Consider the following 20,210-nt stretch of genomic DNA (forward strand, 5'->3'; position numbering starts at 1 on the left):
GAATCTCCTTTGCGCCGGGAAGTCTGCAACAAAAGTGACTCGGGAGAGCCGTAAGAACTGCAACGGCACGCCACGCCGTGCACGCGTCGCGCGGACTTGATTGCACTTTCCCGCGCACTGCCCATGGGCCACTGGCTATCTTGCCCCGATGACCAGACGCTGGAAGATCGGGGCAGCCGTCGCGGGAATCGGAATTGCCGTCTATGCCTTGTTCGGCTTCTTCGCCGTCCCGCGCCTCGTGCAGTGGCAGGTGCCGCGCATCGCCGCCTCCGAACTGCAGCGGCAGGGCTCTGTTGGCGAGGTGAAGTTCAATCCGTTCACCTTGAGGTTGGTCGCCGACAAGCTTGCGCTGGCCGAGTCCGATGGCCGCCCCTTGGTCTCGATCGACCGCGTTGTGGCGCAGGGCGATTGGCGCTCGCCGTTCCGCCGGGCGTGGAGCCTGCGCGAACTACGCATCGAAGGTCCCGCATTACGCGTCGCGGTGGATCCGGACGGGCGTTCGAACGTCGGCCGGCTGCTCGAGGCCCTGCAGCAGAAGGCCGAACCCCGCAAGAAAGAGGGCGAAGAACAGGCGATGCCGCGATTCGTCGCCGAGAACCTCAGCGTCACGCGCGGCCGCGTCGATATCGACGACCAGCAGGCCGGCTATGCAGAGCAGGTCATGCCCATCGAGCTTCAGCTGAACCGGATCAGCACGCTGCCGCAGGACGCCAACGGCCACAACCTGAGCGCCGACATCGGCAGCGGCGGACGCGTGCTCTGGCGCGGCGACGCGTCGATCAATCCAGTCCGGGCGCAGGGCGAAGTCACGGTGGAGTCGGTGCGCCTGCGGCCGCCCGGGGCCTATCTGGACAAGCTGATCCGCGTGGCGCTTGCCGACGGTGTCCTCAATGCCAAGCTGCCCTACAGCGTGGCCGTGGACGGCGGGCGCGTCCAGGCGAAGGTGGCGAACGGGACGGTCTCGATCGACGGCGCGCAGGGCATCCGGGCGGACGCCAAGGAGCCCTTCGCCGTGCTCAAGCGCGTCGACGTGACCGGGCTGGCGGGCGACCTGGCCGCGCGCGAGCTCACCATCGACGCCTTCAAGGTGACCGGAGGCGAGCTCGTCGTGCGGCGCGATTTCCGCGGCGAGTTCGACCTGGGGAAGCAGGTCGCCGACAAAGCCGGCGAGGCCACCGATGGCAATTCGTCCGCCGAGCCCGCCGGTCCGTGGAAGCTGGCGGTCAAACAGCTGCAGCTGGAGCAGATCAAGCTTCGGGCGGTGGACGCGTCGGTGGAGCCTCCCACCACCTGGGACGTCGAACAGCTCGGCCTCGCGCTGGCGATCGAGGCGCAGGGTTCGGCGCAGGGCCCGGTGGCAAACCTGCGCGAGGCGAACCTGCGCCTGGAAGGCCTATCGGCCTCGCAGGGTGACGCGCGGCCGGTGCGGATCGAACGCGTGAATCTCGCCGATGCGACAGCGGATCTCGCGACCCGGCGGGTGGAAATCGGCAAGCTCTCGGTGGAGGGCGGGCGCATCCGCGTCGTTCGAGACGAGCGCGGCGGCATCGACCTGATGCGCCTGACGAACCCCACACCCGCGGGTGCACGGAAGAAGGAGAGCGGTCCGGAATGGAGCGCGCAGGCACACCAGGTGGCACTTTCAGGGCTTGCCGTCGAGGTCGAAGACCGGGGGATTGGCTTGCGCACGCAACTGCAGGACGTGTCCTTGCAGGTTCACGAGGCAGGCACCGACATGACCCGACCCGTGCCGTTCGAAGGCGGCTTTCGGGTGCGAGAGGGTGGGCAGTTCGCGATGAAGGGGCAGGCCATCCCGGCAGCCCGGAGCGTCACAGCCGACGTGCAACTGCGCGATCTGCCCGTGGCCGTGGCGCAGCCCGTCCTGGAGCGCCATCTGCTGCTGAAGCTCGCCGCAGGGACCTTGAACGTGCAGGGACGGGTCGAGGCAAAGGCCGGCAAAGACGCCCCGATCGTTCAGTTCACCGGCAACAGTGAAGTCGCCGGGCTTAGGCTCCTTGAAGCGAACGGCAAGCCGTTCGCGTCCTGGCGAATGCTCTCGGCCAAGGGCGTGAAGGCCAGCCTCGCCGGCGTGGATATTCCTGAGGTCAGGCTGATCGGATCGGACTCCACCCTGACCATCGAGGCCGATCGCAGCATCAATGCCGCGCGCCTGCTGGTCAAGAAGCCCGAACAGCAGCAGCCAGCCGTGGTCAAGACGGCGGCTCGTGCTGGTCCGGCGCAGGCGTCCGAGCCATTCCCGGTGCGCATCGGGGCGCTGCGCCTGCAGGACTGCAAACTCAATTTCCAGGACCTGAGCCTGACCCCGCAATTCGGCGCGTTGATCCACAAGCTCAACGGCACCATCGTCGGACTGAGCACCAAGCGTGGCACGCGCAGCCAGCTGGAGTTGGATGGTTCCGTGGACGAGTTCGGGCTCGCGCGCATCCGCGGCGCGCTGAACCCCTTCGAGCCGCGGGAGAACACGGATGTGTCCGTCGTGTTCCGCAACATCGACATGGTGAGCCAGAGCCCGTACTCGATGAAATTCGCCGGCTATCGCATCGCGGCCGGCAAGATGTCGCTGGACCTGCAATACCAGGTGCGCAACAGCGAACTGGCAGGCGACAACAAGATCGTGATCGACCAGCTCACGCTGGGCGAGAAGGTGGAGAGCCCGGATGCGACCAAGCTGCCGGTGAAGCTGGCCGTGAGCATCCTCAAGGACGACCAGGGCCGCATCGACCTCGGCCTGCCGGTCCGGGGCAGCCTCGAAGACCCCGAGTTCGACTACGGCGCCCTCATCTGGAAGGCGCTCGTGAGTTTCGTGACCAAGGTGCTGGCGTCGCCGTTCCGCGCCATGGCGGGCGGCGGCGGTTCCGGCGAGGACCGGCTCGAGGCCATCGAATTCGACGTCGGCAGCGCCCAGCTGCTGCCGCCCGAGCGCGAGAAACTGGCCCGTGTGGCGGATGTGATGAAGAAGCGCGAGCAGTTCAAGGTGGCCGTGCCCGCCGGCTACGCGCAGGAAGCGGACACCTCGGCGCTGCGCGCCCGTGCAGTGCACCAGGAGCTGGCACGCCGTGCGGGCCTGCCGGCCGCCGCGCAGGAAGCCGGCAGCCGTCCGGACCTCGGGGACAGCCGCATGCAGTCCGCCGTGCGCGAGCTCTACGCGCAGCGCTTCGGCGACGCCGAGCTCGACAAGATGCGCGTGGCAGCCCAGAACGCGCCGCCAAGCACCGCCGCGCTGGGCGCCAGCGGCAGCAGCCCGCCGCAGAAACTGTCGGTATTCCAGCAGGTCCGCCGCGCCATGCGCAACGAGCCGCAGGTCGCCGACACCGGCGGCTTTTATGGCGAGCTATTGCAGCGCCTTGAAAAAGAGCAGGCCCTGGCACCCGAGGCGCTGGCGCGCCTGGGCCAACAGCGCGCCGAAGCCGTGACCTCGGCGCTCGCGCAAGCCGGTGTGCCGCCGGGACGCGTCACCACGGCAGCGCCGGTGGCAGTGGATATGGGCGCGCAGCAAATGGTGCCGCTCAAGTTGGCGCTGGATGTGATGTGAACTGAGAGGGGTCGAGGCCAGGGAAGGCTATGCGGAGAAACGGACCCATTTACTAGTTGACATAATATACATCGTATCAACATCAAGATCCCGGCGTTGAAGTCAAGGGGCAGCCTTGGCTTGGGGCCTAAAGCGCCTCGCTCTTGGCCGGCTGCAGCAGATCCTCAATCAGCCGGTCCTTCTCGACCCATTGATGCTCGACCCAGCGGCTGAGGCGCCGGTGCTGGGCCCGCTCTGCGCCAACGGTCGTGTCCAGCAGCTCCGGCGGGATGCCGCGCTGCTGCACGCGCACGATCACAGCGTCCATCCGCCCGCACATCAGATCCCAGAAGCTCGGCGCGCCGTGCGGATAGACGATGGTCACATCGAGCTGGGCCTCGAACTGCTCGCCCATGGTGGCCAGCGCGATCCCCAACCCGCCGACCTTGGGCTTGAGCAGATGCCGGTACGGACTCTTTTGCTCGGCGTGCTTGGCCGGCGTGTAGCGCGTGCCTTCGAGGAAGTTCATCACCGAGGTCGGTATGCGCTTGAACTTCTCGCAGGCACGGCGTGTGGCTTCCATGTCCTGGCCGCGTGACCCGCGGCTGCTGCCCCGGCTCATGAATGGGAAGTCGAGCGCCCACCAGGCCAGCCCGATCACCGGCACCCAGATCAGTTCGCGCTTGAGGAAGAACTTCAGGAACGGAACATGGCCATGGAGGATGCGCTGCAGCACCAGGATATCGACCCAGCTCTGGTGGTTGCTGGTGACCAGGTACCAGCCGCGCGGGTGCAAGTCGGCGACGCCCTCCACATCCCAATGCGCGCCGGGGCGCACTGCGGTGATCCAGGCGTTGTTGACGGCCACCCATGCCGAAGCCAAAGCGGAAAGCGCTCGATCGGCGAGGCGGCGTGCCCCAGCGGCCGGCACGAGCAGTTTCAGCAAGGCCGGCGGCACAAGGCTCGCGGTGATGACCAGCGTATTCAGCGAGAGCGCGAGCACGCTCAGCGCACCGCGAACGTGAGGCAGGCTCGGGGCGGTCAATGCGCGGGGGTCGCGGTTCAGGCGTCGAAGCGCGAAAACACCAGCGAAGCGTTGGTGCCGCCGAAGCCGAAGCTGTTGGACATCACCGTCGTCAATGGCTGGTCGAGGCGCTGACGCAGGACGGGCAGCCCTTCGGCAGCCGGATCCAGCGTCTCGATGTTTGCCGAAGCAGCGGCGAACCCGCCCTGCAGCATCAGCAGGCTGTAGATCGCTTCCTGCACGCCGGCCGCTCCCAGCGAGTGGCCCGACAAGGACTTGGTGGAACTGATGCTGGGCACGCGATCGCCGAACACGGTGCGCACCGCACCCAGCTCGGCCACGTCGCCCACCGGCGTCGAGGTGCCGTGGGCGTTGATGTAGTCCACCGGCGTGCGCACCGTGGACAGCGCCTGCTGCATGCAGCGCACCGCACCCTCGCCCGAGGGCGCAACCATGTCGTAGCCGTCCGAGGTGGCACCGTAGCCCACCAGTTCGGCCAGGATCGTGGCGCCGCGCGCCTGTGCGTGCTCCAGCGCCTCCAGCACCAGCATGCCGCCGCCACCGGCGATGACAAACCCGTCGCGCGCCGCGTCAAAGGCGCGCGAGGCCTGCTCGGGGCGGTCGTTGAAGCCGGAGGACATCGCGCTCATCGCGTCGAACAGCAGCGAAAGCTCCCAGCTCTCCTCTTCGCCGCCACCTGCAAAGACCACGTCCTGCTGTCCCCAGGCGATGAGTTGTGCGGCGTGGCCGATGCAGTGCGCACTGGTGGCGCAGGCCGAGCTGATGGAGTAGTTGACGCCCTTGATGCCGAAATTCGTCGCCAGGCAGGCCGAGACCGTGCTGCCCATCGTGCGCGTGACCATGAAGGGGCCGACGCGCTTGATGCCCTTGGCGCGCAGCGTGTCGGCTGCCCACACCTGGTTGAAGCTGGACGCCCCGCCCGAGCCCGCCACCAGACCGGTGCGTGGGTTCGACATCTGGCCCGGCTCCAGGCCGGCTTGCTCGGCCGCCTGTTTCATGGACAGCCAGGCATAGGCAGCCGCGTCGCCCATGAAGCGCAGGGTGCGCCGATCGACCGCCGCTTCGAGGTCCAGGTCGGGCCGTCCGCTCACCTGGCAGCGCAGCCCGCGTTCGGCATAGGTCGGGTTGAAGCGAATGCCCGAACGCCCCTCGCGCAGGCTTTGCGCTACGTCCGCGAGGTTGTTGCCCAGGCTGGAGACGATGCCCTGGCCGGTGATGACTACTCGACGCATCAGAACCCCTCCGTCGACGTGAACAGGCCCACCTTCAGGTCGGTGGCCGAATAGATCTCGCGGCCGTCGGCGTAGACAAAGCCGTCGGCGATACCCATGACGAGCTTGCGCTCGATCACGCGCTTCAAGTCCAGGCGGTAGCTGACCCGGGAGACCGAGGGCAGCACTTGGCCAGTGAACTTGACCTCACCTGCGCCCAGCGCGCGCCCGCGCCCCGGGTTGCCGCGCCAAGCCAGCCAGAACCCCACCAATTGCCACAGCGCATCGAGTCCGAGGCAGCCGGGCATCACCGGGTCGCCCTCGAAGTGGCAGCCGAAGAACCACAGGTCGGGACGGATATCCAGTTCTGCGTCGATCTGGCCCTTTTCGTAGGCGCCGCCCGTGTCGTCGATCCGCACGATGCGGTCGCACATCAGCATGTTGGGCAACGGCAGGCGGGCGTTGCCCGGGCCAAAGAGTTCGCCACGGCCGCAGGCCAGCAGTTCGTCGCGGCCGTAAGCGTGACGACCGAGGTCGCGTTGACTGGTTGGAGAGGCGGTGTTTGTCATTGGATTGCGGCCTCCGGCTCGATGCACACAGCGTGCCGGGAGCTGAACAGGAGGGTAAGGCCCTTGAGGGTGCGATGCATTGTCAAAAGGTTCGGCCGGGGGTTGGTTGACGGTCGTCAAACACGGCCGGGTCTCAATGCATTCCGCGTCACGCCACTGGTCGCGGGCTGCACAAGAGCTATGCTGACCCGCTGACGGGAAAGAAAGACTGGGGCTGGTGCTGGACAGTCAAAGGTTCATTTTACAGGCGGTCAGCGCAGCGCCTTTGAACATCAGGACTGTCGAGATGCTAGGTGTACTGGTATGCCTGGAATGGCTCCTGCGAGCAGAGCCCCGCCAGCTTCAAACAGGTCGCGAGCGGACTTCCGGCAACACCGTGCACTGCGCAGAATCGCGGGTGCTATCCTGCCGCCACCATGAAAGACGGCACGCTGCTCGCCGCTGTCGATCTCGGCTCCAACAGTTTCCGCCTCGAGATGGGGCGGCTCGACCACGGCCAGGTTCTTCGCGTGCAGTACCTGAAGGAACCGGTTCGCCTGGGCGGTGGCCTGGACGACTCGCGCAATCTGACGGCCGGAGCGATGGAGCGTGGCTGGCAGTGCCTGGCCCGCTTTGCGGAACAGCTGGCGTCCTTCGGCCCGGCCCAGGTCCGGGCGGCGGCGACACAAACTTTGCGTGAGGCCCGCAACCGCGACGCCTTCCTGTCCCGGGCCCAGGAGATCCTGGGCCATCCGATCGACGTGATCTCCGGGCGGGAGGAAGCCAGGCTGATCTACCAGGGCGTCGCGCACCTGCTGCCGCAGTCGGACGAAAAGCGGCTGGTGGTTGACATCGGCGGGCGGTCCACCGAACTGATCCTCGGCCAGGGCTACCGGGCGGACGTGACGGAGAGCTTCCGGGTCGGCAGCGTCGCCTGGTCGATGCGCTACTTCCCCGAGGGCCAGTTCACCGCGCCGGCATTCGAGCGGGCCGAAGTGGCCGCGCAGGCCATCCTCGACGGCGCCCTGGACATCTACACCCGCGAACGCTGGGAAGTCGCCTACGGGTCATCCGGCACCATCGGTGCCGTCGCCGACATGCTGCTCGCATCGAGCCAGGGACAGGGAGAAATCACACCCGAGGGGCTGGCCTGGTTGCAGCGGCAGCTCCTGCTCGCACGCAGCGCCGATCGCCTGCGCCTGCCCGGCCTGAAGGACGACCGGCGTCCGGTTATCGGCGGTGGACTGAGCATCCTGCGTGCGGTGTTTTCGCTGCTCGGCGTCGAGCGAATGCTTGCTGCCAGCGGCGCCCTGCGGCATGGGCTTCTGTACGACCTCATCGATCGCGAGCAGGCCGAAAGCGACGTGCGGGGGGCCACCATCGAGCGGCTCGCCGTCCGCTTTGGTGTCGACCGCAAGCAGGCCCGGCGAGTGGCACAAGCCGCCGGCCACTTCCTGAAGCAGTTGCTGGGGTCCGAAGAAGCTCGCGATGCTGCCCGGCAGCTGACATGGGCCGCGCAGCTGCATGAAGTCGGGATCCAGGTCTCCCACAGCGACTACCACAAGCATGGCGCCTACATCCTCGACAACACCGACGCCGCCGGTTTTTCGCAGCAGGAATTGCACCGCCTGAGCCTGCTGGTGCTGGGGCATCGGGGCAAGCTGCGCAAGCTCGATGCCGATTTCGACGACGAGTTCTTCATCCAGCAACTGCTTTGCCTGCGGCTCGCGGTGATCCTCTGCCATGCGCGGCGGGACGCCGAGCTTCGCGGCCTGCAACTCACCCGGGACGGGCGAGCGCTGCGGCTCGCCCTGCCCCAGGCCTGGGGCTCCAGCTACCCGCAGTCGCTGCACCTGTTGCAGCAGGAGTCCGTGGCGTGGCAAAAGACGCCCTGGAGCTTCACAGTCTGAATCCAGCTGCAATTAACGATATATACTGTTTATATCGTTTACTGCGAGAGGAGCTGGAACATGGCAACCGCCACGAAGAAGAAACCGATGCCGCAGCAGGCGCAAGTCGCCGCGAAGCGGTCCAGGAAAGCGGCGGTTGCTGCTGCCGGAACGACAAGGCCGGCGAAGAAGACCGAAGCTCCCGCGAAGACCGGAGCTCCGGCCAAGGCCGAGGCCGCCAAGCTCGAAAAGCCCAAGAAGCCCAAGCTGGTGCGCGATAGCTTCACCATCCCCAAATCCGAATACGCGGTGCTGGAAGAATTGAAGCTTCGCGCCGCCAAGCTGGGGCGTCCTACGAAAAAGAGCGAGGTCCTGCGCGCCGGGGTCCAGGCCCTCGCGGCCATGGGCGACGCCGCTTTCCTGGCTTGTGTGGGCGCCGTGCCCACCGTGAAGACCGGCCGGCCCGCCAAGGCCTGAAGCCATTCAGTCGCGGGCCGTCTCGGGCGACTGCACCGCCCAGACGATGGCCTGCTGGACACCGTTGCCGCGATCCCGGCTCTGCAGCCACCAGGCAGCGCCTTTGCGGATGTAACAGCTGCTGCCCTGCATGCGCAGTAGTTTGGCCACTGCCTCGCCCAGCGTGGGCTGGTGGCCGACGACCAGGACCGGGCGCTGGGCCGACGGCCACTGCGCAGCCTCCATCAGGCTGGCGGCTGACTGCCCGGGAGCCAGCGCTTCGAGCAGCTTGAAGCCGCGTTCGAACCGCAGCGCGGTTTGCTGGCAACGCAGCGCCGGGCTGCACAACACCAGCGTGTCATCGGGAAGCCTGCGGCTCAGCCAGGCACCCATCCATTTCGCCTGCTCTTCACCTCGCCGGGTCAAAGCCCGGTCCAGGTCGGCCAGGCCGGTGCGCCCTTCCTCGGCCTCTGCGTGCCGCCAAAGAATCAGATCCATCTTTTCACCCGCCCGTCACCCTGATCAGCTTGCTGTCCTACACGCATCGAATCGAACCAGTCGCAATATATTGCCAGTGCCTGTGGGCGGCTGGCGCGATGCGCGAGAGACGATGATTGAGCCAGGGATGATGACGACGGTAGTGCAGCTGTCTGACCTGCACGTTCGTGCGCCCAACGATCCCCTCTGCGGACGAATCGACACCGGCGCTTATCTCAGCCGGGCCGTGTCAAGCATCCAGGCGCTGCCGCTGGCGCCCGATGCGGTGGTGATCACCGGAGACCTCGTCGACCTCGGCCGTCCGGAGGAGTACCGGCAGCTGCGAGGGCTGCTGGCCCCTCTGACCTCTCCCCTCTTCCTGCTGGCCGGCAATCACGACGAGGTGCAGGCGCTGCGCGCGGCCTTTCCCGACCACCCTCACCTGGGCACGACGGGCGACCTGCGCTATTGCGCGGCCGTCGGCGGCTTGCTGCTGATCGCCCTGGACACGACGGTGCCGCGGCAAGCGCACGGCGCCCTGGATGCGCAGCGGCTCGACTGGCTGGCGCGCGCCCTCGATGCAGCGCGCGACCAACCGGTCCTGCTCGCCATGCACCATCCGCCCTTCCGCACTTTCATCGACCACATGGATGCCATGGGGCTGCTCCAGGGCGCCGCCGAACTCGATGCCCTGCTTCGCGCCCATGCGAACGTCGAACGCGTGATCTGCGGCCACGTGCATCGGCCGATCGAGACGCGCTTTGGCGGCACCATCGCGTCGATCTGCCCATCGCCGGCGCACCAGATCGAAATGAACCTCCGGCCGGATGCCCCTCCCGCATGGACGCTGGAGCCGGGGGGATTCACGGTGCATGCGTGGACCCGCGACACGGGCCTGGTCAGCCACCTCGCCTACGCCGGGAAATTCGACGGTCCCTATGCCTTCGATGATGACGGGTAGCTGCCCTTCTCCTGTCACATCAATGTCCGAGGATATGAAAGTGGCAGCCTGGCCGGATCGCCGGGCGGCGAAGCTGATTGGAGAGGTCAAATGATCAACGACGATTTCGTGATCCGTGTCCAGCGCGACGTGGTCGACAGCTACGACGAAGAACTCGAGCTTGAACTGGAGGACCGGCCCTTCGATGCCGAAGGCAAGGAGGTGCCGCTCAGCGCGATCGAAAAGAACGAGCGGCGGCGCTACTTCCGGGAGCTGCTGCGGCTGCAGGGTGAGCTGGTGAAACTGCAGGACTGGGTGGTCGCTTCCGGCCACAAGCTGGTGATCCTGTTCGAAGGACGGGATGCCGCGGGCAAGGGCGGCGTGATCAAACGCATCACCCAGCGCCTGAATCCGCGCGCGTGCCGGGTGGCTGCGCTGCCGGCGCCGAACGACCGGGAACGCACGCAGTGGTACTTCCAGCGCTTTGTGGCGCATCTGCCGGCAGCCGGAGAGATCGTGCTGTTCGACCGCAGCTGGTACAACCGCGCCGGCGTCGAGCGCGTCATGGGTTTTTGCACCGACGAACAGTACGATGAGTTCTTCCGCAGCGTGCCCGAGTTCGAGAAGATGCTGACCCGCTCCGGCATCCAGCTGGTGAAGTACTGGTTCTCGATTTCCGACGAAGAGCAGCACCTGCGATTTCTCAGCCGCATTCACGACCCCTTGAAGCAGTGGAAGCTGAGCCCGATGGACCTGGAGTCGCGCCGGCTCTGGGAAGACTACACCCGCGCCAAGGAGGTCATGCTGGCGCGCACGCACATCCCGGAGGCGCCCTGGTGGGTCGTGCAGGCGGACCACAAGAAGAAGGCCCGGCTGAACTGCATTCACCACCTGCTCAGCCAGGTGCCCTACCAGGAGGTTCCGCATACCCAGGTGGTGATGCCAGAGCGTGTACGGCACGAGGACTACTCACGCCGCCCGGTATCGCCGGAGATGTTCATTCCGGAGCAGTACTGAGTCGCCGGGCCGGTGAACGAATTCGAGCTCAAGTTCCAGGTGCCTGCGGAGCACGCCGCCGCCGTCGAGCAAGCCTTGAAGCGCGGGGAGGTGAGCCGCCAGCACCTGCGGGCCCGCTACTTCGATACACCGGCAGGCGACCTGGAAACGGCCGGCATTGCGCTTCGCCTGCGGCGGGAGGGGCGCGGCTGGGTCCAGACCGTGAAGGGCCCGGGCCGCGGCGGCTTCGACCGGCTCGAACACAACGCGGCCATCGGCACCGGCGGCGCGGAACCGCAGCCCGACCTGGCCAGGCACGACGGGCATCCCCTGCGCGCCATGCTGGACGACGCGCTCGGCCGCTCTGCCGCCCGGTTGCAGCCCGTGTTCGAAACCGACATCCATCGCCTGACGCGCGAGATCGCCGTGGCGGGGTCGACCATCGAACTCGCGCTGGACCGCGGAGAAATCCGCGCCAACGCCGCGGCGTATCCCGTGATGGAACTCGAACTCGAACTGAAGGAAGGATCGGCTTCCGCCGTATTCGAGCTCGCCCGCAGCTGGCGGCAGGCCCATGGCCTGTGGCTCGACCCCGTGACCAAGGCCGACCTCGGCCGGCGGCTGGCACACCGCATCGAGCAGCCGCCAGCCGTCATCGCGGACCAGGTGCGCGAATCCGGCCGGCAGCTGCAGGCCGCCGTTCTCGAATCCGGCCTGCGGCAGGTGCTGTGGAATGCGAGGGAACTGGTGGCCGGCCAGGGCGGCGACGAGCACGTCCATCAGTTGCGCGTGGGTCTCAGGCGGCTGCGCAGCGCCCTGCGCGAATTGGACGTGGCCGGCCTTGCCGAGGACCAGCTCGCACAGATCGATTCCGCGTTGCGCGCGCTGTTCAGCGTGTTGGGCGAGCACCGTGACCAGTCGACCTTGCTGCCGGCGATCCTGCGGGAGCTGGCCGACGCGGGACACCCCGTTCAAGCCTGGGCGCCCGCATTGCCCGATCTCGCCACCGCGATCCGCGAGCCCGGCGTGCAGGATGCGTTCCTCGGTCTGGCGGAGCTGGCGCAGGCTTTGCGCGAGGGCGAAGGAGAACGACCCAAGACGCTGCGGGCGCAGGCGCGTGAACGCCTGCGGCGCTTGCACCGCAAGACCCTCAAGTCCGGCCAAGACTTCGACGAACTGCCGGTGGAGGAGCGCCACCGGGTCCGCAAGCGCCTGAAGCGCCTGCGCTACCTCGCCGAACTCGTTCGGTCCCTCTTCGCGGGCTCGGCGGTCGATGCCTACGTGCAATCGCTGAAGGAACTGCAGGATGCCCTGGGCCGCTACCAGGATGCGACGGCGGGCCGCGCCCTGTTCGAACGGCGCGCGGCCAGCGATCCCGCTGCGTGGTTCGGCGCCGGCTGGCTTGCCGCGCGCGAAGCGGCGCTGGCCGCGGAATGCGCGCGCGCCTGCCGCCGCACGGCGCGCAAGGCGAAGCCGTTCTGGGACTGATCGGCCGCAGCAGGCCAGCCCGCGGTTCAGATGGCCTTCATCACCCTCGCGACGACCCGGTCGCAGCGCTCCCCGGCGAAGTCGAACACATCGCGCTCGGCCAGATCCAGGTCCTGCGCAATGGACTCGCGCAGCAGGCTGCGGGCCCGGAACAGCCGGCTGCGCACCGTGGCATCGGGGATGCCGAGGCATTGCGCGGTTTCCTCCACACTGAGATCTTCGACGGCACGCATCATGAACACCACGCGGAAGTCGAACGGCAGCGCCTCGATCCTGCGTTCCAGCAAGGCACGCAATTCCGACCGCAGCATCTGGCGATCGGGTGTTTCCTGTTCGTTGCCGGCGTCTTTCTCGGGCATGGGCTCGTCCTCCTCCGAAAACACCGCGGCCTGGACGATGGGCACGATGTTGTTCCTGCGCGCGCTGCGCCGCATCCGCGTCATGCACTCGTTCGCGACGATGCGGGTGAGCCAGGTTGACAGCGACGCCTCGCCGCGGAAGCGCTCGGCCGACCGGAAGGCGGCCAGGTACGCGTCCTGCAAGGCATCCTCCGACTCCGCGTGATCGCGCAGGAAGGAGTACGCGATGCGGTACAGGCGCCGGTTGTGGCGCCGCATCAGGAGCTCGAAGGCCGAGGCTTCGCGTGCCTGCACACGCTGTATCAGCTCGGCGTCATTCACGCTCCGGGAATCCTGCGGGCTGGAGACCGGTTTCATTCGACAACCACGCTGCCTTTCATCCCCGGATGGTAGGTGCAGACGTAGTCGTGCTGACCGCGCGCTGCCGCTTTCCATGACCAGGACTTGCCGGCGCCGACCTGCCCGGAGTCGAACTTCCCCGCAGCCGTCGCCGTGTGCGGAACCAGGTCCTTGTTGCGCCAGACCACCTGGTCGCCCGTCTTCACCCGCAGCGTGGCGGGCTCGAACTTCATGCCTTCCATGGTAACCACATGGGTGGCCGCGCTGGCCGTCATCGGGCCGGCCAGCGCGACGAGCACCAGCAGGCTTCGAAGGGCGCTCACCGGGCCGTTCACTTGGCCAACTGCCCCTGAAGCATCTTCGCGTGCTCCAGGTGCTGCACGAAGGCCGGACGGACCTTCACGAGCAGGGCCTTCAGTTCCTCGTTCTTCGCGCTCGGGATGAGCGTCTTGTCCACCGCGTCGAGCACGGCCTGGTGGTAGCTGACCTCGTTGTCCACGTAGGCCTTGTCGAACTCCTTGCCCTTGAGCTTCTTGAGCTTGGCCACGTTCTCGTCGCCGCCCTTCTTCAGGCTGGCGCTGGTTTCGTTGGCTTCGGGCTTGACCTTGAGCTTGGTGACCAGTTCGGTCGCCGACTTGTTGACCGAGGTGTGGTCGGTGACCATCTGCTTGCCGAAGTCACGGACCTCCTTGGACGAGGCGCTCTTTTCGGCCAGCTTGCCCGCGTCGATGTCCACCTGGTTGGCGGTGACCACGATGTGGGCGATCTGCGGATCGCTGGGGCCTTGCTGGGCGTAGGAAGGACCGGCCGCGAAGGCAGCCAGCAACACGCCCAACGCAGTGAATTTGCGCATGGAACTCTCCTTGGATGATGACGCCTGATAGACGTCATGGCAGCAAGGCGCGTTCCCGGACCCTCGGGCGGGATCCTGCCGACAAGCGCCGTTGCAGCGCTCGTCCGTCAGAAGTGCTTACTGGGCGACGATCTTCGCCATCAGTTGGCGCATCTCGCGGCTGTCCAGGCCTTCACCGTAGCCCGCGTTGATCTCCGCCCAGTCCTCGGCGGTGAGGTATTGCTGGGCTCCGGGCAGCACCACGGCCTCTTCGCGGCCCATGTGTTCCCAGTAGAACTCGGCATAGCGGTTCACGCCCTCCTGCAGGCGCCGGGTTGCCGCGAGGGCTTCCGCTTCGCCGTTGGCGGATTCGAGCGCGGTGACCAGTGCGGTCAACTCTTCCATCAGCGCATGCTCGCGCGTGTGCTGACGCTCCAGCTCGTCCAACTCGGCGTCCAGCGCATGGGTCCGGGCGCGCAGGCGCGGAAACAGCCAGCGCTCTTCCTTCGGATGGTGCACCGACAGGGGAAAATCGGACAGGTAGCTCAGGGCGTCGCGCATCGCTTGCGCATTGGCAGGCTTGTCTGCGTCACCGGCACGCGCGAGCGTTCCGGTCCAGGCGTGGATGACCGCGGCCAGCGCCCGGTGATCGTCGCGGATCACCGCGATGGCCCGTTCCGGCGCCTTGGGTTCACCGGCGGCGCAAACGAGCACCGGGACGCCCGAATTGAGCAGGACCGTCAGGGTATCGGAGGCCAGCGCCATGCCGAGCTTGCCGCCGTGGCCGTGGGTGGCCATGAAAACAAGGTCGCAATGGAAAGACTTGGCGGCCTCGATGATCGCGGGGGCCGGCTTGGTGCCTGCACTCCAGCGCGAATCGGCGGTGACGCCCAGGGCCCGCGCGGCGGCCTCCGCCTTGGCCAGCAACTCCCGCGTGCGTCCGCCGCGCGCGTATTCGTAGTCGGCCTGCGAGGTGACTCGCAGCAGTTCGAGGTCGCGACCCAGCGCATCGTCAGGGTCCGGGGCAACGTGGAAGAAAGTGATGCGTGCGCCAACGTGGCGCGCGAAAGCGACTGCGTTACCCACGATCTGCACGGACAGGTCCGTGGTGTCGAGGGGCACGAGCAGATGACGGTACATGATGACTCCAGGAGGCTGAGTCCAGAGTAAGCGCCGGTGGCCTTCGCGAGCCTCCTCTTGACGGGGGGGAAGCTTTTTTGCGGGCGGCGAGTTACCATTTTTGCCTCACCGACGTGTTTCAGTGTCGTCCCAGCCCGCCTCTTCCGCATCCAGCGACCTTCTGCTGAAGGTCACGCCGCCCCGTGTGCCGCGCAACGCGATCGTGCGCGCAGCCGCGGGGGACCCGTCCCTGCGTGAAAGCCCCCTGCTGCTGGTGCAAGCGCCGGCGGGCTTCGGCAAGACCTCGCTGTTGGCGCAGTGGCGCCGCGAACACCTGGCACAGGGCGCCGCGGTGGCGTGGCTGACCGGGCAACGGCAGGATGAACCCATCCGCTTCGTGCAGGCGTTGGCGCTCGCGGTGCGCATCGGCGCGGGCCGCCCCACCTTCGGACATGCGCTGCTGCAGCCGCAGGGGCGGGCCGTCGATGGCCTGGAGCTCATCACCAGCTGGCTCGCCGAAGTGGCGCACAGCGCGCTGAATCTCGTGTTGGTGGTCGACGAGGCGGAGCGGCTTCCGGAGGCCTCACGCGAAGCCCTCACCTACCTGCTGCGCAATGCTCCGCCCAACCTGCGCAGCATCGTGGCGGCGCGCACCGACTGCCAGCTGGGGCTGGAGGACCTGGTCGCGTATGGTGAGTGCACGGTCATTGGCACGGCCCAGCTGCGCTTCACGCTGGAAGAGACCATACAGCTGGTTCGCCAGCATGCCGGCGGAACGCTGGATCGCGACCAGGCGGCGCGCCTGCACGAGATGGTGGAAGGCTGGCCGCTCGGCCTGCAACTCGCCTTGTCCGTCACTTCGGCCAGCGGCGGGCGCGCCGAACTCCCGCGCATCGACGTGCAGGCCAACGACATGCGGTCGCAGATCGTCGGCTACCTGCTCGCCAACCTCGATCCGGCTGACCTCGATTTCCTCACCCGCATCTCGCTGGCAGACCATCTTCATCCAGGCTTGTGCGCGGCACTCACCCGCGCCGCCGACGCGGGTGAACGGCTCGCCCGGCTGGTGCGCGACACACCCGTATTGGTCGCCGGGGAACAAAGCGAATGGCTGCGCATGCATCCGCTTGCGCGAGAGGTCCTGCGCGAGCGGGTGCAGGCCCTGCCGCAAGGGGAGCGCAACAAGCTCCACGCGCGCGCCGCCGAGTGGCTGATCGAATACGGCATGCTGGACTCCGCCGCGAAGCACCTGCTCGCCAGCGGAAAAGCGCAGCAGGCTTACGAGCTGGCCGAGCGAAGCCTGTACGAGTCGCTGATGACCCAGGGCCGGCAAAGCGCCGTGCTGGAGTGGCTGCCCCGCTTTCCGCGCGAGGAGCTGGATCGCCGTCCCCGCCTGTTGCTGGCCGCCGCCTGGTCGCTGGCCTTGAGCGAGCGACACGAAGAAGCGCAGCAGCTGGTCGAGCGCATCCTGGCTGGCTCCGAGGTGGACGATTCCCTGCAGTGCGAATGCGCGCTGATCCTTGGCGGCGCGGCCATCTTTGCCGACGACCCGGACCGGTTCGCGCAACTCCACGACCCTTGGGCCAGCGCGCCGCAACTGCGCGATCCGCTGCTGCTGCAGGTCCATGCCAACCGGACGGCTTTCCGCACCCTGCTCGAAGGCGAACCGGCCCTGGCGCGGCTGCGCCAGCAGCAGGCGCCGCGCGACCCCCGCGCCGCGGCGGCGGGCTATCTGGCGCGATGGGGCGACTTCATCATCGCACTGAGCTACATCTGGGAAGGCCAGGTGCAATTGGCCGAGCAGCTGCTGCGGCCCGCAATTGCGGCCGCTGAGGGCGACCTGGGGCGGCGCAGCGGCTTTGCGTGCATGCTGGCCGCCCTGCTGGCGGCCGCACTCTGGGAGCGCGACCAGCCCGATGAAGCGGCGGCCCTGCTGGCCAACCGCCTCGACGTGATCGAGCGCAGCGGCCTGCCCGAAAGCGTGCTGCTGGGTTTCCGCGCCATGGCGCGCATGTCCGTTTCCACCCAGAACGAGCACCGCGCGCTGGAATTGCTGGGCGCGCTCGACGCGGTCGGCATCGCGCGCAAGCTGCCCCGGCTGCGCATCGCGAGCCTGTCGGAGCAGGTGCGCCTGCACGCGCGGCGCTTTCGCAGCGAGACCTGCCGCGAGCTGTGCGCGCGTATCGACGCCCTGCTGGCTGAGCCGGACACGCCGCCCGGCCCCATGTGGCAGCGCAGCGTCGCCGGCCTGCGGCTGCTCGCCCACGGCTATGCCGCCGTGGCGGCTCAGGACTGGCGGCGCGCCGCGCCGCACTTCACCGAAGCCGAGGCGCTGGCCCTGCGCAACCACCACGGGCGCGCGCGCATCGAGGCGCTGGGCTTGCGCGCCTACGTGCTGGACCGAATCGGCGAGAAGTCCCTGCCCCTCCTGCGCGAGGCGCTGGACCTGGCCGAAGCCTCGGGCCTGAAACGTGTGTTTACCGATGCCCATCCGGCACTGGCCGATTGGGTGAGCGAGGTCACGGCGGCGTCCGCGCCTGCCGCGGCCCGGCCGGGGCCGCTGGCAGCGGCCATTCGGCCACCCGGACCGGCACCCCAGCCGGCCCCCCGCGCAACACCCAGCATGGTGCTCACACCCAAGGAGCGCGAAGTGCTGGAGCTGCTGGCGCGCAACCTGTCCAACAAGGAAATCGGATTGGCCATGCAGGTGGGCGAAGAGACCATCAAGTGGCACATGAAGAACCTCTTTGCCAAGCTCGGCGCGGGCACGCGCAAGCAAGTGGTGTCACGCGCACGTATTTTGGGGCTACTGGCCGACGCATTCGCTTGAATCTGCGGCCGGGCTGACTACCCTTCCTCCACCTATCCCCCTCTGCGTCGGGGGGGCTGTAAGCCCTTCCGGTGCTTAGTCTCGCAGTTTCCCCAAGGAGACGACATGGCCGTACAAACGTCTGATACCCGTTCCGATGCCCCGGCGGTGGTGAAGTCCGAGTCGCTGACCCGCTCTATCCGGGTGGAACAGCTCACCTGCGCGATCGGCGCGGAGCTCGGCAATGTGAACCTCGGTGTCGCTTCGCGCGACAAGGACCTGGTCGCCGAGATTCGCCAGTTGCTGCTGAGGCACAAGGTGCTTTTCTTCCGCGATCAGGACATCACGCGCCCCGAGCACGTGGCCTTCGCGCGCCACTTTGGCGACCTGGAAGACCATCCGGTGGCCGGCAGCGACCCGGAGAACCCCGGTCTCGTCCGCATCTACAAGAACCCCGATTCGCCGAACGACCGCTACGAGAACGCCTGGCACACCGATGCCACCTGGCGCGAGAAGCCGCCCTTCGGCTGCGTGCTGCGTTGCGTCGAGTGCCCGCCCGTGGGCGGCGACACCATGTGGGCCAACATGGCGCTGGCCTATGACAAGCTGCCTGAGCAGGTGAAGCAGCAGATCGAGGGTCTGCGCGCCCGCCACAGCATCGAAGCGAGCTTCGGCGCCGCGATGCCGACCGACAAGCGCCTGGCTCTGCATGCGCAGTTCCCCGACGCCGAGCACCCGGTGGTGCGCACGCACCCGGAGACCGGCGAGAAGATTTTGTTCGTCAACGCCTTCACGACGCACTTCACGAACTTCCACACGGCCGACAACGTTCGCTACGGCCAGGACTACACGCACGGCGGCTCCGACCTGCTGCGCTACCTGATCAGCCAGGCACAGATCCCGGAATACCAGGTGCGCTTCCGCTGGAAGCCCAACAGCATGGCCATGTGGGACAACCGTTCCACGCAGCACTACGCCGTGATGGACTACCCGCCCTGCCATCGCAAGATGGAACGCGCCGGAATCATGGGCGACAAGCCCTTCTGACACCGCCAGCTTAGACCTCAATCCCACAAAAAAGGACCGACCATGAATTTCCTCGATGGCTCCCTCTTTCCCGAGAACCAGGACAAGCTGGTGATCACCGCCGCGCCGTATGGCCCCGAGTGGATTCCCTCGGACTTCCCCGAAGACATCCCGGTGAAGATGGAAGACCAGATCCAGAAGGCAGTGGATTGCTACAACGCCGGCGCGACGGTGCTGCACCTGCACGTGCGCGAACTCGACGGCAAGGGCAGCAAGAAGCTGTCCAAGTTCAACGAGCTGATCGCCGGCGTGCGCAAGGCCGTGCCGGACATGATCATCCAGGTGGGCGGCTCGATCTCCTTCGCGCCCGAATCCGACGGCGCCGCGGCCAAGTGGCTGTCCGATGACACCCGCCACATGCTGGCCGAGCTCGACCCGAAGCCGGACCAGGTGACGGTGACGGTGAACACCTCGCAGATGAACGTCGTCGAGCAGATGGACACCGAGGACATCGCCGGCACCTCCCTGGCCGAGCCGGATGGCTTCCGCGCCTACTCCAACATGATCGTGCCCTCGACGCCGAGCTTCTTCGAAGAGCACATCCGCCGCCTCAGCAAGGCAAAGATCCAGAGCGCCTTCCAGTTCTACAACATCAACAGCTTCGAGACCGTCGAACGCCTGATCCGCCGCGGCATCTACAAGGGCCCGCTGGTCTGCAACTGGGTGGCGATCGGCGGCGGCATGGACCAGCCGACGATCTACAGCCTGGCCAACTTCCTGCGCGCCATCCCCGACGGCACCATGCTGACGGTGGAAAGCAGCATGCGCAACGTGCTGCCGATCAACATGATGGGCCTGGCCATGGGCCTGCATGTGCGCTGCGGCATCGAGGACAACCTCTGGAACCAGTCGCGCACGGAAAAGATGAGCACGGTCAAGCAGATCGAGCAGCTGGTCCGCGTCTCCCGCGAGTTCGGCCGCGAAGTTGCCAACGGCAAGGAAGCGCGCGAAATCTGCAAGATCGGCGTGTTCTACGAAACCGTCGAGGAAACCCTGGCCGCCAACGGCTTCGCGCCCAACGCCAAGGGCCGCCAGCAGGGCTACCTGCGCAAGGTCGCTTGAGGACGCCCGCCGTGTCGATCAC

17 protein-coding genes are annotated in these 20,210 nt (G+C 67.2%); 9 read left to right on the forward strand and 8 right to left on the reverse strand.

Features of this window, described 5'->3' with window-relative positions; translation table 11 throughout:
- Positions 1-148: 148 nt before the first annotated feature.
- On the forward strand, positions 149-3,553 hold the full coding sequence (locus UC35_RS21975) for a DUF748 domain-containing protein (RefSeq protein WP_061503434.1): 3,405 nt from the start codon (positions 149-151) through the stop codon (positions 3,551-3,553).
- 127 nt (positions 3,554-3,680) lie between these two features.
- Here the strand turns inward: UC35_RS21975 and UC35_RS21980 are convergent, their stop codons facing one another.
- The 3 genes from UC35_RS21980 to fabA are packed head-to-tail and all read right to left on the reverse strand — an operon-like array spanning position 3,681 to position 6,357.
- Entirely contained in the window at positions 3,681-4,577 is an 897-nt protein-coding gene (locus UC35_RS21980; RefSeq protein WP_227820407.1) for an acyltransferase, read from the reverse strand.
- Positions 4,578-4,594: 17 nt separating this feature from the next.
- Entirely contained in the window at positions 4,595-5,809 is a 1,215-nt protein-coding gene (fabB, locus tag UC35_RS21985; protein ID WP_061503435.1) for a beta-ketoacyl-ACP synthase I, read from the reverse strand.
- Complete coding sequence (gene fabA, locus UC35_RS21990; RefSeq protein ID WP_061503436.1) at positions 5,809-6,357, reverse strand: 3-hydroxyacyl-[acyl-carrier-protein] dehydratase FabA; 549 nt, start codon at positions 6,355-6,357, stop codon at positions 5,809-5,811. The genes fabB and fabA overlap by 1 nt, the downstream gene beginning before the upstream one ends.
- 416 nt (positions 6,358-6,773) lie before the next feature.
- Here fabA and UC35_RS21995 point away from each other — a divergent pair, with 416 nt between their 5' ends.
- Together UC35_RS21995 and UC35_RS24335 are read left to right on the forward strand one after the other, a co-directional pair.
- Positions 6,774-8,246: a Ppx/GppA phosphatase family protein gene (locus tag UC35_RS21995; RefSeq protein WP_061503437.1), complete on the forward strand. Its 1,473-nt coding sequence runs from the start codon at positions 6,774-6,776 to the stop codon at positions 8,244-8,246.
- A gap of 60 nt (positions 8,247-8,306) precedes the next feature.
- Complete coding sequence (locus tag UC35_RS24335; protein WP_061503438.1) at positions 8,307-8,702, forward strand: hypothetical protein; 396 nt, start codon at positions 8,307-8,309, stop codon at positions 8,700-8,702.
- A 6-nt stretch (positions 8,703-8,708) separates the two neighbouring features.
- Here the strand turns inward: UC35_RS24335 and UC35_RS22005 are convergent, their stop codons facing one another.
- Positions 8,709-9,179: a SixA phosphatase family protein gene (locus UC35_RS22005; protein ID WP_061503439.1), complete on the reverse strand. Its 471-nt coding sequence runs from the start codon at positions 9,177-9,179 to the stop codon at positions 8,709-8,711.
- A 127-nt stretch (positions 9,180-9,306) separates the two neighbouring features.
- On the opposite strand from UC35_RS22005, the gene UC35_RS22010 reads away from it, so the two are divergent.
- The 3 genes from UC35_RS22010 to UC35_RS22020 all read left to right on the forward strand — a co-directional run bounded on the left by UC35_RS22010 (position 9,307) and on the right by UC35_RS22020 (position 12,582).
- Positions 9,307-10,119 carry a phosphodiesterase gene (locus UC35_RS22010; protein WP_061503440.1) on the forward strand — a complete coding sequence of 271 codons (813 nt, stop codon included), beginning with the start codon at positions 9,307-9,309 and terminating at the stop codon, positions 10,117-10,119.
- Positions 10,120-10,209: 90 nt separating this feature from the next.
- A complete protein-coding gene (gene ppk2, locus UC35_RS22015) occupies positions 10,210-11,115 on the forward strand; it encodes a polyphosphate kinase 2 (RefSeq protein ID WP_061503441.1) in 906 nt (301 codons plus the stop codon).
- 12 nt (positions 11,116-11,127) lie between these two features.
- Entirely contained in the window at positions 11,128-12,582 is a 1,455-nt protein-coding gene (locus UC35_RS22020) for a CYTH and CHAD domain-containing protein (RefSeq protein ID WP_061503442.1), read from the forward strand.
- A gap of 26 nt (positions 12,583-12,608) precedes the next feature.
- On the opposite strand, the gene UC35_RS22025 is transcribed toward UC35_RS22020, so the two are convergent.
- From UC35_RS22025 to UC35_RS22040, 4 genes are all read right to left on the reverse strand, one after another.
- Positions 12,609-13,298: an RNA polymerase sigma factor gene (locus tag UC35_RS22025; RefSeq protein ID WP_061503443.1), complete on the reverse strand. Its 690-nt coding sequence runs from the start codon at positions 13,296-13,298 to the stop codon at positions 12,609-12,611.
- Positions 13,295-13,603: a cupredoxin family copper-binding protein gene (locus tag UC35_RS22030; protein ID WP_227820408.1), complete on the reverse strand. Its 309-nt coding sequence runs from the start codon at positions 13,601-13,603 to the stop codon at positions 13,295-13,297. The genes UC35_RS22025 and UC35_RS22030 overlap by 4 nt, the downstream gene beginning before the upstream one ends.
- Positions 13,604-13,611: 8 nt before the next feature.
- Complete coding sequence (locus UC35_RS22035; RefSeq protein WP_061503444.1) at positions 13,612-14,133, reverse strand: DUF4142 domain-containing protein; 522 nt, start codon at positions 14,131-14,133, stop codon at positions 13,612-13,614.
- 117 nt (positions 14,134-14,250) lie between these two features.
- The gene (locus tag UC35_RS22040; RefSeq protein WP_061503445.1) at positions 14,251-15,252 is read right to left on the reverse strand and encodes a universal stress protein; all 1,002 of its coding nucleotides are present in this window, start codon (positions 15,250-15,252) and stop codon (positions 14,251-14,253) included.
- 121 nt (positions 15,253-15,373) lie between these two features.
- On the opposite strand from UC35_RS22040, the gene UC35_RS22045 reads away from it, so the two are divergent.
- The 3 genes from UC35_RS22045 to UC35_RS22055 all read left to right on the forward strand — a co-directional run bounded on the left by UC35_RS22045 (position 15,374) and on the right by UC35_RS22055 (position 20,188).
- Positions 15,374-18,061 carry a LuxR C-terminal-related transcriptional regulator gene (locus UC35_RS22045; protein WP_061503446.1) on the forward strand — a complete coding sequence of 896 codons (2,688 nt, stop codon included), beginning with the start codon at positions 15,374-15,376 and terminating at the stop codon, positions 18,059-18,061.
- A gap of 177 nt (positions 18,062-18,238) precedes the next feature.
- A complete protein-coding gene (locus tag UC35_RS22050; protein WP_061504007.1) occupies positions 18,239-19,087 on the forward strand; it encodes a TauD/TfdA dioxygenase family protein in 849 nt (282 codons plus the stop codon).
- A 42-nt stretch (positions 19,088-19,129) separates the two neighbouring features.
- Positions 19,130-20,188 (forward strand): 3-keto-5-aminohexanoate cleavage protein, encoded by a 1,059-nt coding sequence (locus UC35_RS22055; protein ID WP_061503447.1) that lies wholly within the window; start codon positions 19,130-19,132, stop codon positions 20,186-20,188.
- Positions 20,189-20,210 lie beyond the last annotated feature (22 nt).

Source organism: Ramlibacter tataouinensis, assembly GCF_001580455.1.
Lineage (GTDB): Bacteria > Pseudomonadota > Gammaproteobacteria > Burkholderiales > Burkholderiaceae_C > Ramlibacter > Ramlibacter tataouinensis_B.